This window comes from Vibrio celticus (genome assembly GCF_024347335.1).
Lineage (GTDB): Bacteria > Pseudomonadota > Gammaproteobacteria > Enterobacterales > Vibrionaceae > Vibrio > Vibrio celticus.
This window is the reverse complement of sequence record NZ_AP025463.1, coordinates 2,524,974-2,541,614: the sequence shown is the minus strand read 5'-3', so window position 1 is coordinate 2,541,614 and position 16,641 is coordinate 2,524,974. Positions and strand designations below refer to the sequence as shown.

11 protein-coding genes and 2 pseudogenes are annotated in these 16,641 nt (G+C 42.6%); 9 read left to right on the top strand and 4 right to left on the bottom strand.

Annotated features, from left to right (window positions below; genetic code table 11):
* Positions 1–63: 63 nt before the first annotated feature.
* Genes OCV19_RS11350 through OCV19_RS11340 form a run of 3 tightly spaced genes read left to right on the top strand, consistent with a single transcriptional unit; the run spans position 64 to position 2,449 of the window.
* On the top strand, positions 64–1,515 hold the full coding sequence (locus tag OCV19_RS11350) for an APC family permease (RefSeq protein WP_065677350.1): 1,452 nt from the start codon (positions 64–66) through the stop codon (positions 1,513–1,515).
* A gap of 12 nt (positions 1,516–1,527) precedes the next feature.
* A complete protein-coding gene (locus OCV19_RS11345; protein WP_206377705.1) occupies positions 1,528–1,875 on the top strand; it encodes a P-II family nitrogen regulator in 348 nt (115 codons plus the stop codon).
* Between the two features lie 25 nt (positions 1,876–1,900).
* Positions 1,901–2,449 (top strand): DUF3156 family protein, encoded by a 549-nt coding sequence (locus OCV19_RS11340; protein ID WP_065677349.1) that lies wholly within the window; start codon positions 1,901–1,903, stop codon positions 2,447–2,449.
* A gap of 504 nt (positions 2,450–2,953) precedes the next feature.
* On the opposite strand, the pseudogene OCV19_RS11335 reads toward OCV19_RS11340, so the two are convergent.
* Positions 2,954–3,984: pseudogene (locus OCV19_RS11335) on the bottom strand (IS110 family RNA-guided transposase).
* Positions 3,985–4,224: 240 nt separating this feature from the next.
* Here OCV19_RS11335 and OCV19_RS11330 point away from each other — a divergent pair.
* The 6 genes and pseudogenes from OCV19_RS11330 (at position 4,225) to OCV19_RS11305 (ending at position 12,998) form a co-directional block, all read left to right on the top strand.
* Positions 4,225–4,845: a hypothetical protein gene (locus OCV19_RS11330; RefSeq protein ID WP_065677906.1), complete on the top strand. Its 621-nt coding sequence runs from the start codon at positions 4,225–4,227 to the stop codon at positions 4,843–4,845.
* A 12-nt stretch (positions 4,846–4,857) separates the two neighbouring features.
* A complete protein-coding gene (locus tag OCV19_RS11325) occupies positions 4,858–6,654 on the top strand; it encodes a hypothetical protein (protein WP_065677907.1) in 1,797 nt (598 codons plus the stop codon).
* A gap of 452 nt (positions 6,655–7,106) precedes the next feature.
* Positions 7,107–8,702, top strand: coding sequence for a site-specific integrase (locus tag OCV19_RS11320; RefSeq protein ID WP_065675780.1), 1,596 nt, complete (start codon positions 7,107–7,109; stop codon positions 8,700–8,702).
* Entirely contained in the window at positions 8,699–10,558 is a 1,860-nt protein-coding gene (locus OCV19_RS11315) for a hypothetical protein (RefSeq protein WP_261875674.1), read from the top strand. The genes OCV19_RS11320 and OCV19_RS11315 overlap by 4 nt, the downstream gene beginning before the upstream one ends.
* Positions 10,559–10,561: 3 nt before the next feature.
* Positions 10,562–12,540: pseudogene (locus OCV19_RS11310) on the top strand (hypothetical protein).
* Positions 12,540–12,998: a hypothetical protein gene (locus tag OCV19_RS11305; protein WP_065675783.1), complete on the top strand. Its 459-nt coding sequence runs from the start codon at positions 12,540–12,542 to the stop codon at positions 12,996–12,998. The pseudogene OCV19_RS11310 and the gene OCV19_RS11305 overlap by 1 nt, the downstream one beginning before the upstream one ends.
* A 295-nt stretch (positions 12,999–13,293) precedes the next feature.
* On the opposite strand, the gene OCV19_RS11300 is transcribed toward OCV19_RS11305, so the two are convergent.
* The 3 genes from OCV19_RS11300 to OCV19_RS11290 form a co-directional block, all read right to left on the bottom strand.
* Entirely contained in the window at positions 13,294–14,346 is a 1,053-nt protein-coding gene (locus tag OCV19_RS11300; protein WP_065675779.1) for an IS91 family transposase, read from the bottom strand.
* Positions 14,343–15,233 carry a site-specific integrase gene (locus OCV19_RS11295; RefSeq protein ID WP_065675778.1) on the bottom strand — a complete coding sequence of 297 codons (891 nt, stop codon included), beginning with the start codon at positions 15,231–15,233 and terminating at the stop codon, positions 14,343–14,345. Before OCV19_RS11295 ends, OCV19_RS11300 begins: the two co-directional genes overlap by 4 nt.
* Before the next feature lie 218 nt (positions 15,234–15,451).
* On the bottom strand, positions 15,452–16,435 hold the full coding sequence (locus tag OCV19_RS11290; RefSeq protein ID WP_065677715.1) for a hypothetical protein: 984 nt from the start codon (positions 16,433–16,435) through the stop codon (positions 15,452–15,454).
* Positions 16,436–16,641 lie beyond the last annotated feature (206 nt).

Here is a 16,641-nt window from a genome sequence, read left to right as displayed (position 1 = left end):
TTGATTTAGTGGCTTGTAATACGAGTGTTTGAGAACACTCAAAAATGTAAAGGAGATACAAGGATGGGTACTAACCTCAAAAAGACTCTAGGATTTTGGTCTTGTTTCGCGGTTGCAGTAGGCTGTGTGGTTGCTTCGAGTACGCTAGTTTCACTGGGGCAAGGAATGGGTATTGCCGGCGGTGGCTTTGTTATTGCAATGATCGCGGCTTGGTTGCTGCAACATTTTTCTGCCCAGAGCTATGCTGAGCTCGCATGTATGATGCCAGCATCCGGTGGTATTCGTACATATACACGTGTTGCGATGGGAGCTTTACCTGCAGTCGTCGCAACCTTACTTGGCTACTTGGTGCCAAATTTGCTAGCTGCACCGGCCGAGCTTACCGTTGCAGGAGCAGTATTAAGCGAAGCCTTTTTCCCTAGCTTGTCTCCGGTTTTACTTGGAGGGCTAATTCTAGGGTTTCTTATGGTAATGAACATCGTAGGGGTTGATATTTTTGCTCGCCTACAGATTGTATTCACTCTTACCATGATTGTTTCGATTGCACTTTTAGGTTTTATTGGGCTTACCGGAATAGGCGCTCTACCGGCCCCGGAAATTGCTGAAATACCATTTAATGCTATGGGTACAGGGGTTTTCAGCTTAACGGCGTTAGCTATTTGGCTGTATATAGGTATTGAGTTTGTGACTCCTTTAGCTCAGGAAACCAAAAAAGCTGAGAAGAATATTCCACGCGCTATGATTGCAGGCCTTGTCGTTATCTTTGCTGTTAACCTTGTATATGGGTTTGCTTTATTAAAATACGTGCCGGCTGAACAACTTGCAACTTCGAATCACCCACATGTAGATATGGCCCTGGCTGTACTTGGTAAACCCGGTATGATTTGGATATCAATCGTATCCATTTTTGCCAGTGCCAGTACCATTAACACCGTGATTGGCGTTGTTCCACGTATGCTTTATGGAATGGCTTTAAGTCATGAGCTTCCTAAAGTTTTCCGTAAGATTCACCCAAGGTTCAGAACCCCGTGGGTTGGCATCCTATTTATGTCTGGTGGTATCGCAGCTTTCTTTTTCGGAGGCATTGTTAACTCGCCAAACCTAATTGTATACATTTTATCTGCGTGCTGTGCCTGGTTGTTCTGTTACATCATAGCTCACTTAAATGTCATCATTTTACGGTTCCGATATCCAAAGACTCGTCGTCCATATAAGGCTCGCTTCTATCCTGTTCCGCAGATTATAGGTTCGTTAGGTATTGGCTACGCAATCTTAAATATTGCTCCGGTACCTGAAATGGCAGATGCAATCTATAACTTAGTTGGAATCATGGTTGTATTGGCCCTTGTATATGCCGTGGTTTGGCTTAAGTTTGTGGTCAAGCAACCTTTGTTCCAGCCATTAGGCATCAAAGAGGCTCAGGTTGAGTGGAGAAGAGTTAATGATGATCTGGTGCCTACTGGTATTCAAGCGACATTTGTGATTGAACCGGATTCGCACACCAAAACTGCGTAATCTTGGATATAAATGAATAAAGAGGATGACATTATGTTTTTAATTCAAGCGATTATTCGCCCAGAAAAAATGGCAGAAGTAACAGACGCGTTAGCAGAAGCAGATATTCAGGCGCTCACTAAAGTGCCTGTAATTGGTCGGGGCCGACAAAGTGGGCTCAAGGTTGGCGACATTTGTTACAAAGAACTTCCAAAAGAGATGATCATGACCGTAGTCGAAGATTACATGAAAGATGATGCAGTTCAGACGATTATAAAAACTGCCCGAGTAGGGGAAGGTAATCGTGGTGATGGTCGTGTGTTTGTCATTCCAGTAGCGGAGTCCTATAACATTCGTACCGGGGAACAAGATGACGAATAGCAGATAAAAAAGCAGGAAGAACTTTATGAGTGTAAAACCCAATACCCTTAGCATGGCGCAGTCTGCCCTTTATAATCATGCGTTGGCATTTTCCCCTTATTGGGGAGATGCAGAGCAGTCAGACGAAGGAACCGTACATTTTAGTCGCTTGCCCGATGGCCTGGAAAACTTGCAAATTAAACCGGGATTCAACAAGCGTTGGATGGGTGGCACGTGTGCGATGAATATTGTTTTTTCCCATAACACGGCTCATTCGTATCAGGGTAAAATTGTGTTCAAAGGCGCTCGTGGGGGAACGTTTACTGGCAAAACAAGCGGAGATTTTTGCGCTCGACTTCTATCTGCTTTAGATACAGATAATGAACTAAAAAAAATGCTGCTTACCGTCGATCTTGATAGCTTATCTATTGATGTAAAAGATGGTGCAGTTGAATGTACTTTAACTCCGTATGGAGGTGGTATGGCCTATTTGATTATACCTCCAATTCGAACTGCTATACCTCTACCGTCCGAGCAAGTTTTACCCTTGACCAAAGCGATTAAGGCAATTAGCAATCATATTGGGCAAAGTTAGCTCCACGCTCTCCCTGACAGACCACGTCTTATCTTTAGGTTGACCTACTAACTTCAGTGATAGATGAGGTATTGCATAATTTCTACGAATTACTGCATAAAGTAAAACTAATTACGTAGGGCAAAGGTGAAAGCTTTTGTCCAGTTTCTATCACCAGCGGCACCGATTCATGAGGTGCCGTTTTACTATCTGGGAGTTGAGGAAGGTAGATAACGCCCGAAGCTTGTAAAACGTTTATGTCCATCTTCGAGCTAGCTCGTCTTTGCCCCATTCCATATATGGAATCCACGTATTTACAAAGTAATTTGGCAATAAAAGTTAAGATGCGGTCGTATATTCGGCTTCTTATTGAAGGAGCTACCTTCTAGCCTTTGATGTTTTGCGCACCTACTGTCCTTATCGTGTTAGCAGCTTGCTTAGCATGACAGAATGGTCAGGTTTTCAGCAGGTTGGTCTTACCTTTTATGCTTCATCATTTTGTAAAATTTATGAATTTGTTATTAATTAATCGGTGAGTAAAACAGGTCTGTATTCAGTTTCATACCGAAGCATTGCCCAGGCAGTTCGTACCACCTTGTTAGCCAATGCAATACAGGCTTTCTTGAAGCCAATACGGTCAATGATGCTCCTCAACCAAGCATCTTTCTGAGTTCTTGGCTTTTCAGGCAGCCGTCCAACGTAAGACATTGCACCAAGATAGAGAAGGAGCGTAGCTCCTTCACACCACCGCATTTATCGATCCCAATCATAAATACCTTACCACCTGAACTGTGTTGTTTGGGCGTAAGGCCAACAAACGCGGAAGCTTGCCTTCCATTCTTGAACTGCTTTCCATCACCAAGAGTTGTATAGAGCATCGCGGCCGTTGTTTCACCAACACCTTCAATTTCCAACAATCGTTGGCATGGTTCTATCTGACGCGTTAAAGCATTTTTCTCTTTCTCGAATGCAATGAGTTTTGCTTTCATTTCTTTATATTGCTCCCATAGCATAGACAGAACGGACACAACATTAGCGGGTATTGAAGTATCACCATCAAGCACTGTTTGAACCGACGCCTTTAAACCTTTTTCACCTCTAGGGTTTGCTATGCCGTAGCCCAAAATCGTTCCTCGAATGTGAAGCGCTAGGGAAACCACACTACGAGATAAGAATCTACGACTGGTTTCTAAAGAATGCATAGACTGTTGTTCTAATGACTTTGGACGGCTGAACTTGATACCAATTTGCATTGCGGCATTAGCGATGGCGAGAGCATCATTATGATCCGTTTTATGACCTTCTAGATATCCTTTCACCTTCTTAGGGTTAATAATTCGGACTTCATGGCCAAATTTTTCTGCTAATTGTCCCCAGTAGTGGCAACCGCAACAGCCTTCCATAGCGACAATCGAAGGCTTAGCCTTTACCAGAAACTCTTTCATTTTCTGGCGACTCAGAGGTCTATTGGACAATAGCTCACCATGAATGCTGATATGACAGGCTTGGAGAACATTTTTTGCTAAGTCGATGGCGATAACATTTTTAGTCAACATATTGGAACCCTCAGATTTGTCTCACTCTCCTAAGTCTAGATTGGCAGAGGAGGGAGTGGATTCCATACATCAAGTTACAAATCAATCACGCAGTTGTGTGATGAACTTAGTTTTACCCCATTAGACCCGTAAAGTGTGACGAATAACGATAAACTGTTTCAAGATATTGCATATCACGCAGTTTTACATAAATCTGAACTCACATTTTAGTCACTTAGTTTATTACATAAGGAATTTAATATGAGCTTTTGGAAAGTTTTGGGTGGTGCTTGTGCTGGTGTGGCAGCAGTCGTTGCTTTACCTGTTGCGGGTCCCATTGGTGCAGTTACTGCTGTTGGAGCTGCTGTTGCGGCAGGTGTCGGAGCCGCTGCTGGCGGGGTCGCTGAGTATTACGATGACTCAGAAAGTGAATCTGTCGCTAAAGGAAAGCGCATGGGAAAACAAGAAGCTGAGGCGAGTAAAAACATAGAAATGGAAAAACTCCGGGATGAACTAGCTAGCAAACTATCTGATATAGAGGCTCGGGAAAACTTCCTCGTTACAGCTTTTGCGGTAGGAGTTTGCGCAGCAAATGCTGATCATGAGATTTGTGGTGATGAGCGTGAAGAATTAGAGGTATTAGTTGCCGGTATTGGTAAGTCAAATAAGCTTTCTCAAGCGACGAAAGATAGGGTTGAGGAGTGGTTCAACAATCCACCGAACTTGAATACTGTATGGGAATTGATCAAAAAGAATGGACTCAATACGCCTGAGGATATTGCTATTCTCGATACCGTGATAAAAATGGTCATTTGGGCCGATGACGAACAGAATGATCATGAAGTAGAGTTTATTGATGCTTGGAATAGCTTGGTTGCCTAACTAGGGGTATTTATGAGTGATTTACAAAAACTAAAAAATAGACGAGCAAAGTTGAGAAAGTTTAAAGAACGTTCTCATATTCGCTCTGTCCCTAAAATGAACGAAGGCAACCGCCATTTACAAGGTGATGCTGATATTGGAGCACTTACGTTCGCAGATATGTCTCAAGAATACTCTGAGCATATTCGTAACTTTGACACGTCGGCTTCAAACGAGGAAGTAAATGCGCTTCTAAAGGTTTTAGATGACCAGATTGATCCAATGGAACATATCTTAGAACCAGTATTTCTTAGTTTATTTGACGGAACAATGCGTGCGTTCAAGATTGGAACTAAGCAAGGAATTACAGCATCTCGTCTATATAATGAGTGTAAATCATTCAGTTATAACACCTCTTCTAACGGTAGTTTAATGCTTGACAGTTATACTGAGCATTTGAATGAGCGAGAAAATATCACCAAATATAATGAAAGAGCTGACTATAGGAAGGGTAAGCTAGATTATGGCTCGTCTGATACGTCACAAAATTTGAATATGCGTGATGGTGGAAAAATGAGTGCTGCTAAGAAAGAGCACTTTAACGGGGATTCAACCGCTTCTGATGGGTACGGTGGACAAAATGAGATTTACGAAAACAGTACACATGCAAAAGGTGTAGATAAAGAAAGTCAGCGAACAGAAATAGATCATATTGTCCCCTGTGCAGAAATATGCAACAACTTAAAGAAAAACAAAGGATTAAGTGACTCTGATATTAAGGATATCATTAATATCGAAGAGAATTTAACCGCAACAAGTTTTGAAAATAATCGTGGTAAAGGCATAGGAAAGTTCGATAAGTCACGAGATGAGCTACAAAAAGAAATTGACCAAGGGTATATCAAAGAGGAAGGCGACCTTTCTAATGAGAACCTAGAAGTAAGAAAAAATATGGTCAAAGAAATGGATAGTGCTCAACAGGCTATCGATACTAAAACCAATCAAACTGTAATTACTAATTTTGTAGAAAGTGAAAAAAGTTTTCAGAATCGAACAGAAAAAGAATACAGAGCTTTAAAGGCTAAACAAGGAAGAGAAGTAGACGAAAAAGAACTGAAACAGCATGTTGATGAGAAGCTTAAAGGACGTAAAGAAGTTCGTAGTAACATCTCAAATGATGCATATAACTCTGCGGCAAACCAATCGCTTGGAGATGTAATCATCTTTATGATTAAGCCATTATATTACGAACTAAAAGATTGTTTTATTAATGGTATAGAAGAAGGTGTGAATGTGAATTCATTTAAATCAGCGCTTTCAATCAGAGTCAATCGCATAAAAGCATTTGTTATGAAGAAAGCAGGAGATACACTCAAAGATGGATTGTTTTCTTTCTTTAAAAATTTTTTATCGATGTTACTTGAAGGTATCGTAAACTGTTTCGTAGGCGTGTTCAAAAGCATATTCCGAATGATCAAAGAAGGCTTTAAAGTATTGATGCAGATAGCTCCGATCCTTCAGGACAAGAGTAAAACAATGGCAGAAAAAGGTGACGCTATTTTAAAACTAGCTGCTACTTCTCTAAGTATTTTCGCCAGCATTGGGATTGAGTCTTGGTTAAATTCAACAGGTATTGGTGAGCCTTGGTCAATTATGATTTCATCAGTACTCACTGCTGTTCTCACATCACTTGTTCTGTACCTACTTGATCAATTGGATTTATTCGGTTTGAAAAAGGAAGCGAGGCTGAACCGTATAGATGAAATTTTGGAATTGCGGGCTGGTAAAACCAAAGAAGAGATGTTCTCAATGGTGCGAGTACTTAGTTGATTTGGCTGCTTGTCTGATTATGTGTCTGAGCTATGTTTCTTATCTCAGATTTACTTACTTTGCTTCAATGTTTTTATGTAGTGGCTGGGTTAATTTGGCCACTAGAGTAGAGGTTTTGTAATACCTTTAGTAATACATGAAATACTAATTTAGTGCAGGATGTAACTCAGAATTGTCCAACGATGTTTCGACATTGAGTGGTGTTGGACAAAGGTCACTTGGCATTAGCGTATCTGGGGGCCTTAACTCAAAGCTGCCCCAAAGCTGTTTAGAGCATTTGTTCATTCGTATTCTGTTAATAATGGTTTGCCATAGATTTTGTCATGGCAGGATAGAGTGACTGTGACCGAAATTCTGAGACAAAACTTACCTGATAGACTAAAACCTCACAATTAACTTTCAAAGTTGAGAATGCTGTATATACTGATTGTATGTACAGTATAAGGTTTAGTATGTCAGATAAAGATGCAAATAAGAAAAAGGTCATACGAAAAGAAGTAGAAATTTCGACTATACCTAACTTCGTTTACGAGAAACCATTAGTATCTATTGATGAGAATGGCGAGCCTCAGATTACCTACCGTGCCAATGGCAATAAAACCCTCATCAAAAAGCTCCCTTTACTCCATATTGCTGAGTATGACGATAAAGACAAACTAATCAGCTATCAATCATTAGACATGGTTAATGAGTTCTTATTGTCGAAAGCAATCGATGATGGCGTGCTTGAGCTTGGTACAGATGCACAAGGGCTTGCTCATTACTTTAGTTTTGTATTGGACAAGCAGGCTGAGTGGGATGCTGAATACGATGAAGGGGACTTTGACCCTCTCTATGATGACCCCCGTCCAGAATGGAGTATCTTTCCTCGCAACAAACAAGAACGGGTAACCTACCAATATCGAGATGGAATAAAGCAGCTCGCTATTAATGGCGTATTGGCTAAAACAACGGCTAGGCAATATATGAGTAGTGTCGTTGGTTTCTACAAACATTGTCTTCGTCAAGGTATCCGCTTCAATAATCCGCCCTTCCAATTTGAGACAGTTAACATCCATTTCGAAGCGTCTGCATCAAGTATGAAAGCTTACCAACGTAAGCAGGTACACACGACGGATATGCGGATTAAGTTTTCTAAGTCATCACGCAGTGGCGGCACAAACCTCAGCAACCTGCGCCGTGATCTAAAGCCGTTTACCAATAATGAATGGAACATCCTGCAAAACATATTAATGAAGTCTCGTAGGGTGGTTCGTCATGGTGACAATAATAAACTGCATTCACTGCCGATTGAGTTTTGCCTGCACCCAATGATTTGCCGTAATACGGGGTTACGCCGAGAGGAAGCAGCGAGCCTTCATTTAGGACAGATTGTTAACCCCGAAACCATGATTCAGGGCGGCAAAGAGGTGTTTAAAAAGCCTGTGATGGATTTGGGTGTCGGTGATAAGTATCAATCACTCACAAAGACTGCTGAGGGCTTCGCAGAGAAGAATAAAAGCCGCGAAACCATTATCCCCGCCACATTGATGAAGATGCTTTACGATTACTCGCAGTCTGATAGGTATCAAAAGCGCCTTGAGAAATTCAAAGCATGGTGCAAGGAGCAGGCTGAGGCAGGTAATACGCATTTCTTTGAGGGTGATGATGCAATCAACCCTGAACTGGAATACCTGTTTATTACCCAGTCCGGGAAACCGATGTTTAAGCGGTTACAAGACTTTACTGGGCGCTGGGTGGAAATACGTAACACTGCAAACCTAACCCAAGGTCTTGACCAGCCTATTGTCGGCTCTATACATAATCTGCGTTCAACATTTGCCGTGAATATATTCCGCCACCTTTTAAATAAAAAGGATGAGCATGGCAACCCGTCAATCACACCCGATGAGGCATTGGATAGGGTGTCAGTGTTGCTAGGCCATGAAGATAGGGCGACGACGATGGAATACCTGAAAATTGCACAGGATATGCCTTCTGCCGATGAAATCTACGAGGACGTACTGGACTATATTGGCGCGTTTGATGATTTAGAGGGGTCATTATGATTCAAGGACGAAAGCGCACCAAAATTAAGATAAAGAAGACCAGCGCGCCAATTATTCCACTTTGCTTTGAAGAAATGGTTTTAGACTGCGGCAATGGAGTTCAATCTTACACATACCGTTTACGCTACCGCAATGTTCCAACAGTAAAGCAAATAAAGTCAGGGAGTGAGGTCTTAGCTAATCGGGATGGTATCGTTAGGGACATTCACCAACGACTAAGCCTCTTACCTAAAAACAAGTCAAAGCAGAATTATTTGTCTGGGCTTGTAATCTACTTCCAATATCTTGATGGTATTGGACATCACGGTGACTTTTTCGCTAATGCCGTCATGATTGATTGCTTAAAGCACTTCAATAAATTACGCGAGAAAGGTGAGCAGGTATCAAAAGCAGCGCAAATTAAAATCAGCTTATCTTTCCTGTTAAGGCTGTGGAATAGAGAGTCTGACCTTAATGTATTGCCAGAAGTTGCAGCACGCCCTTTGGCTGCGAACAAAGCGTTCCATGTGGAAACAGAGTTGAAGCCACTATCCAAGGTCTTGGTTAAAGGTGCACTGGCCTTTCAGGAGGCGATTGAGAACAATGAGTTGTTATATATCCATCCGTTTTTTGATGAAGAGCGGTTTGATGAACAAGCAAAGCGTAATAGCTGGACACCAAAGCAAATTAGTTTTAAGAAATATGGCCTCAAGAAATGCATGAAACCTGCGGCTGGAACAATAAAGAGTAGCTCGCTTCAACTTGAGCAGCTTAATCGTCAGGTATTTTATAATCAGGCTTCACGCAATTGGTTTTTCATATTCTCAATGCTGACAGGCATGAATACATCGGTGCTTGCTAATGTGCGCCACAAGGACGTTTCATTTAAAAGTATTGGCAGTGGGCGGTTTGTTTTTGACGGTGAGAAATTCAGGGCAGGCTATAAAGGCTTGGATAATAGCGCTGGCTTTAGTCAGCGAACTAAAGAGTTGATTACCCGATGGCTAAAAACCTCTAAAGCGATGTACCAGTCACTAGGCATCCCGCTGTCAAACGAGCTACCACTTTGCCCTTTCTTTAGTGCCAGCGGTGAGGTTTGGACATTCAATGCCCAGAGTTCACATATTGGCTACATCAATACTCAGCTTGAGAAGATAACTGGCTTAACGGTTACGACAAGTCGATTCAGGGCGACAAAATCTGATGTACTGATGCGAGTCACTGAGGATATCTTCCTTGTGTCACAGGGGCTGAATAATGAAATAAATGTTGTCGCCCAACGCTACTCTAGTGGTGTTCAGGCAGACCATGATAACAACCTTAATGCCACGATGGACGCACAATACGCGGTTGCCAAGGGCGAGGAGATAGGCAAAGCCATCGAGGATGCAAAGGCGATGCGCAGCGATATTTTGTCAGATTATGATTATAAGAATTTGCGCAGCCGTGAAAGCAAAGAGCAGCCATTAATGACCACGCCCAGTGGCATCAAATGCGCAGGGGCAACACCAGAGAAGCTTATTGCGGAAGCAAGGCGCATGAAGCAGTCGGGCATCGATTTTTCGAAAGATACGGGACGTTGCACGGATTTTCTTGCTTGTTTTGATTGTGACAGCCATAAATTGGTGGCGTCAGAAAATGACATCTGGTTGATGTTGTCATTTTTAGAACAAATCGAAGACCTCAAAGAGATGGTGGCAAGTAATTCCGCACCGAAGGATGAGTATTTTGTGGTGGAGGGTGTTGAAAAAGTCCTTATCAGGCTGAAACAAAAAGCACCCAAAAATTACGCTCAAGCAAAACAAAAAGTGGATGATGGCGACTACCACCCGCTTTACCAAGACCGAGCCAGTGCAAGCCAATTCTTTAAGGGGTAATTTATGTCTAAACAGCTTATACAGCTTCGCCAAGAACTCGCTGAAAATCCGTATGTGACGTTTGACTCTGACGGGAAAGGTGTTTCTCGTGTCTTCGATGCAAAGTGGGACTTTCACGCCCTGAACCAGAATGAAAAAACATTGTCTTTTGGGCATACTGATGAGAAGTACCGCCACGATATTCAGTCTTACCTTTATGCACTGATTCAATACCAAAAGGAAACATCAAACTCCAATTCCCATAAGGCTGTTAGCTCGCTGAGAACGATTAGGGATAAATTAAAAGGCATCGCCACACGTTGGGGTAAAAGTGACTTCAGCTTACTTTCGAGCGAGCGAGAGTGGAAAAGATGCAGTAAAACATTGCATGGGGTTGGCAGTGAAGGTACGTGCCGACAACTTGCCTCGGGCATTAATTCACTGAATAAAGCGGGCCTTGTAACGCGTTATGTCCATAAACGAGAGTATAGCCAGTGGGTTAACCCTGATGCTGGTGATGGTCAGGCCATCGCATTTCCTGAAGCGATTCATGTCAGTATTTTAAAAACTGTTGTTGAGTTTGTGGAAACCTATCACCCCTATCGCCATCAGATTTCAGAGGCGATGGAAAAGCTTTACACCTATCAGGATGAAATGTTCAACGCTGAGCTAAAAGCGCTAGGTGTCAGTGTCCTAAGCGATAGGCAAATGATGACATTTAGCAAAAGGATGTCTGATAGAACAAAGAAATGGCCTGAACGAAAAGCCATTCCTAACTTCTCCTTTTACAGGCGAGGAAGCTGGTTAGGAGCAATGCTCAGGATGTGCTTTATCTGTGTCGGCTTATTCTCCGCCGCCCGAAAGGAAGAGCTGCTCTCCATGAACAAAGAGAGCTATGACGATACATTAGCTGCTGTGCCCAAGGTCTCAGGGTTTTCGACAAAGGGAAATAAGGGTGAAAGAATTTATACGACGTGGAATACTGCCCCTATCGCAAAACTGGCACTGGAGCTAGCTTATGACGCCACGCAAGCCGCGAGAAAATACAGTTTAGAACGACTGGATGACTGCTATCAAAATGGTCTGTTAACCCAAGACCAATATAATGCAAAGAAACAAGACCTTGAAAGTGCCTTTATTTCTTCTGATTTCTCTTATGACCGTGAAGCTCTCGTAAATAAAGCATCGTTAAAATACGGTATTGACGGGGCTCGTGATGCATTGAATATGAAAGAGTTCAACATTACTGCGACCGCCGAAGACGTTGACGAATTCGACCTGTTAAATCCAGAGCGAGCAGGAAGTTTAAAGATTGGAGGCGGTTTACCAAAGCTTAGTCCACATGACTTACGAAGGAGTTTTGTGGTCTTTATGGTGAAAAACCGGCTGGGCAATGCGCTTACAGTAAAATACCAACTTAAACACCGCAATATTAATATGTCCAACTGGTACGCGAATTATTCCGAACTGGCGCGTACCAACCAACTGCTGATGGATACAAAGTTAATGAGTGAAGTTGATGAAGCCATTGAAAACTCAGCAGTGGACGCATGGGATGAGATTTACAATGTATCCGATACCTTAAGTGGTGCTGAAGGCGAGCGCATAGCCCAAAATAAAGCAGAGCGGCTAGCACAAGGGAAGAAATTGTTATGTCCCGAAGTGAGTTGCTCGCTTTGGTAAGGTCTGGTGACAAATCCATTGTGTTGCTTCCTACAGGTGGCTACTGCACCAATCGTAATTGTGAGCGGCTTTGCTCATTGATGGATATTGTTGAAGCCCCCTGTGAGCATAAGGTAATCACTGATAAAGCGGCTAAAAGGCTTTCAAAGGAGCGGGACAACCTCATTGCTTCGTTCCGGGCAATCAATGATATGGGTGATTATGCCAATGAGTTGATTCTGGATGCCAGAAAAAAGAAGATTCAGTCCATTGAACCTACATTGGTCAAACACAGCATCCCATTTGATGGCTTCAATGATGATATTAAGGCGGTATGGTGATGAAAGTTGAGTATAAGGCAACCTGCAAGGCAGAAGGGTTACTGGTCAATGCATTTCAGCGCTTATTAGATGGCAAGCCGCTTCATGTTAAGGCGACTGGCAAGCTGACGTTGAACCGAATCAATAATGAAGCCCAACTTGGCAATAGCTATGTCCATAAGTTCAAAGAGTTCGTGGCCTATGCCAAACCTGTTCTCGATGAATACAACCTCAACCGCGATAAGGCGATGACAACAGGCTTAGATATTGAGCTAGATGTCCCTTTGTCTGAGCTTGATAGGCTAAAACACGAATTAAAAAAAGCAAATGAGCTTAAGGATAAATACAGGGTGCAACGAAACAATGCAGTTGAGGCCCGGAAGCAGTTAGAGGCTGAAAATGCCAGGCTCCGTTTCAGGGTGTTTGAGCTACAACAAGAGCTGTTAGATGAAAACTCAGTTGTGACACCCATAAAGTAACACTTTCCCACGCTCAAAGTGTAATGGGGTAAAGGGACGTAACAAACAAGAATAGCTGTCGCGTAGCCGACAGTTTTATTCAGAGTTGAACAAGCCCGTGCTTCTTCTTTATTAGTAATTTTCGGCTAGGGGTGAGAGGCTTCTTTTGAGTAGTGTCTTTCTTAAGGGCGAGTAAATCTAGAGCGTGATTCATTGTAGCATCACACCTTTAGTTTTCTGATTTATATCATATATTTACACCCTCCCTTTTTAGTTATAGTTAATGCTATTCTCCTTATTATCGTTTGCCTTTCGGCTAGATCGGTCGAGTTATCCCCACACAAGCCATCGTGCTCTGACAGCAAGGGCATGGCCGTACAGCTCGAGGTTTTTTAGGTGTGGCTTCTAATTCAGAAGCAATGCTCTCTGGTAAAAAGAATAATTGGATTTGAACGCATAGCTGTCTAGCATTGCCTCGAAGGAAGCCATAATCTCGTACTCGTTGCATACCCCTAGGAAGCACATGTTGTAAAATAAGCCATAAAAACTCAAGTATGGGGAGCGTACGTGTTTGTCGCTGCTTCGTTTGACTGTCTTGATACTGGAAAGTGACATCACTTTCAGTGATGTTGAGGATATCGTTATCTGGAAGGACGCCTCGATAAAGGTATCGTGACAGATATTCTAAGGCATGAAGTCCATACCCGACACATCGACAATCAACAACCCATGTTTTAGGCACATTTTGAGGCAGCATCATCTCTGCATCGTGATGAATCATGTCTAACAACCTAGCTCGCCATACTTTTGCCAATGCGAATTCATTATATAAGTAGCCCTTTTTCCCCTTATGCCACTCATGCCTCTTTGAATCATATTGCCCCCCTGCAACAATGACATGGAGGTGAGGGTGTAACTCTCTTTTTCGACTGTGTGTATGAAGGACAATGGTAAACCCTAGTTCACCTTTTGATTGCCGACGAGCAAAGTCTTTCAATGTTGAGGACGCAGCAGTGAACATCGCTTGATAAAGAGCCTTTGGATTTCGACGAGCCAAAGACCTAAGCTCATAAGGCACAGTAAACGTCACCATATAATAGTGAGTGGGTAACAGTTTTCGCTTCTGTCTTTCAAGCCAACCTGATGTGGTACTGTGCTGGCATTGGGGGCAATGCCGATTACCACACGATAAGGCCAGTCTGTCATCATGATGACAGTGTGAGCAATACCATTGTGATAACCCTTGCTTCTCAGTCTTGCAGCGTAACATCGCTGCAATCGCCTTTCTGGTGTCAGTGCTAAAACGATAGCCGTATTTATACTCAAGTTGATTCTTGTATTGGCGAAGTAACTCAATAAAAGTGCTCATACATTCAGCTCCCAATCGAGGCGAAGCTTATCGGCCAACTGGTTGAGTGCCTGATTCGCATCGTGCAATTTCAATTGAGTCATTTGTGTGTAGCGAGCGGTGGTATTTAGGCTGCTATGGCCCAGTAGTATTTGCAGCGAACGCAGATCTAACCCTTGCTCTAGAAGGTGTGTCGCAAAGCAGTGACGTAAAGAGTGAGGTGTAATTCGTTTGTAGATACCACATTCGTTGATGACCTTCTTTAGTGCTTTTTGAGCACCTTGATCGTTAGGGCTAACATCACAGCACTTCCCTTTACTTGGGAAAAGAAGATTAGGGTGTCGATGGGTGCACCAGTAGCGACGAAGCGCATGCAGGGTTCGATTTGGGATTGGAACCAGCCTATCTTTACCTCCCTTAGCATGACGAATATGGACTCGCATGGTATGGCTATCAATATCAGGAATAGTAATGTGAAGCGCTTCATTGATTCTTAGCCCCATTGTATAAATGGTGAGAAACAGCACTTTGTAGCGGGTCTCTCGAGTCGCGTTGATGACTTGAGCGACTTGCTCTGGGGATATGATATTAGGGAGCCGCTTTACTTTAGGTGGCTTAACAATACCTATCCATTCCCATTGTTTATCCAGCGTATGTTTATAGAAGAATTGAAGCCCACAGCGGTCAAGCTTAATGGTACTCCATGAGACTTGTCCTATAAGTTGACTGAAGTATCGTCGTAAATCTTCAATCGTTAGCGTGTCAGGGCAGCGGTCAAAGTACTGTGTTATTCGTCTAACTGCGAGTGAGTAAGCTTGGATCGTTTTTGGACGTTTTCCTTGAAGCTTTAATTGAGTAAGGTGTTGTTGATGTAGATCGTCGAAACGTAGTTGTTCGGAAGGCGTCATAATATACTCTCCAGTAAAGCACCATCGATATGATGGTGGTACTAAAGAGTATGGTTATCAGAAGAGTATCTTTTCTGCCGCAGAGCGGCTTCGTTCAACACGTTTCTGCCCTTTATGAGTCAGGAAAGGAAAGATGTAGCAGAATTAACGATTGAAAAAGTAAGCAGCTATGCTTTATCAACTGATAACATAACTGCTTTTTGAGGCTAGAGAAAAAGCTATTTCACTTCGTATCTTAGTAGAACTTCATTATCCAAAACAACATTTGTTGACCAGATGAAGCTTGCCCCAGCACCGCTAAATTTATCAATAAAGTTCATGTAAGATTTTTTATTATTTACACCAATTTCATCTTCTGAATACTCAGTCGCTTGGGGCCATGAAGCTGCATCGAAATCTTTTGCCATCCAGTTACTTGGAGTTTCCCAATGAGCGGCATAAGCATTTGCACCGTTATCAGTGCCCTCAGTTGTGCAATTCTCCGATAAGCGCTTACCATCAATCTCACTTAAGCAGCTAAGATCATAGATTGGTGCAGTATAGAATGTCTGTGCTTGCCAGTCGGAACCCGTCACAGTGCCGTCACTAAAGCTTGCGATAAAGCCACCATCACCGGGATGGAATGCTTTGCCACGGTTATCTTCTGTACCTAAACCTAAGTTTTCTTCCCAATCGATTACTTTTACAGCAATCGTGTATGGTTTATTTACTTTGAACTTGACGATACTAGAGTTAAACGGTGTGAAAGGTACCGTGTCTACTGCAACAAGCTGATCATTAACATATAACTCGAAATAGTTGTCAGCAAAGATGTAACCTGTGATCTCTTCACCGTCTGAGTCAATAACAGCCACAGGGACAGACTCTTCATCCACATCAGCTATACTATCAGGCGTGATATTGGCGCACTCTTCATAAAGATCGACAGCTTTTGGTGCAGTTGTGAAATGGTTTTGAGCAGGAACTGTCCATACTTTCCCGTCAGCATCAGCAATCTCACCGATGCCTGCCACACGACTTCGACCATTTGCACACTCAAAAAGATTCGTTTCTACTGTTTTTGCAAGACCTTGAGTAATGCTAGCTGATCCCTTGTAATCATTGATGTTTTCACTAACCATTGGGTCTGAGGATGGAGAACAACCCGTCAAAAGCAGGGCAATGGATGAAAGAGCGAATACTTGATTATTTATATTAATCATCAATAAAGATCCAGTAGTAAGTATGAAAGTTGAGTATAGTTTTTAATCTTTGTAAATCAATGTGCTGAGCTGGTTGAGTTACTGGTGCATATACTAGGTCGTGTAATGTAAATCAACGCAAACGATATGTGATTATTAGTAAATGAACCCTTAGCTTGAATTTTTACCAATTCCCCCGTTTGTAACTCGGAATTGTCCAGAGGCTT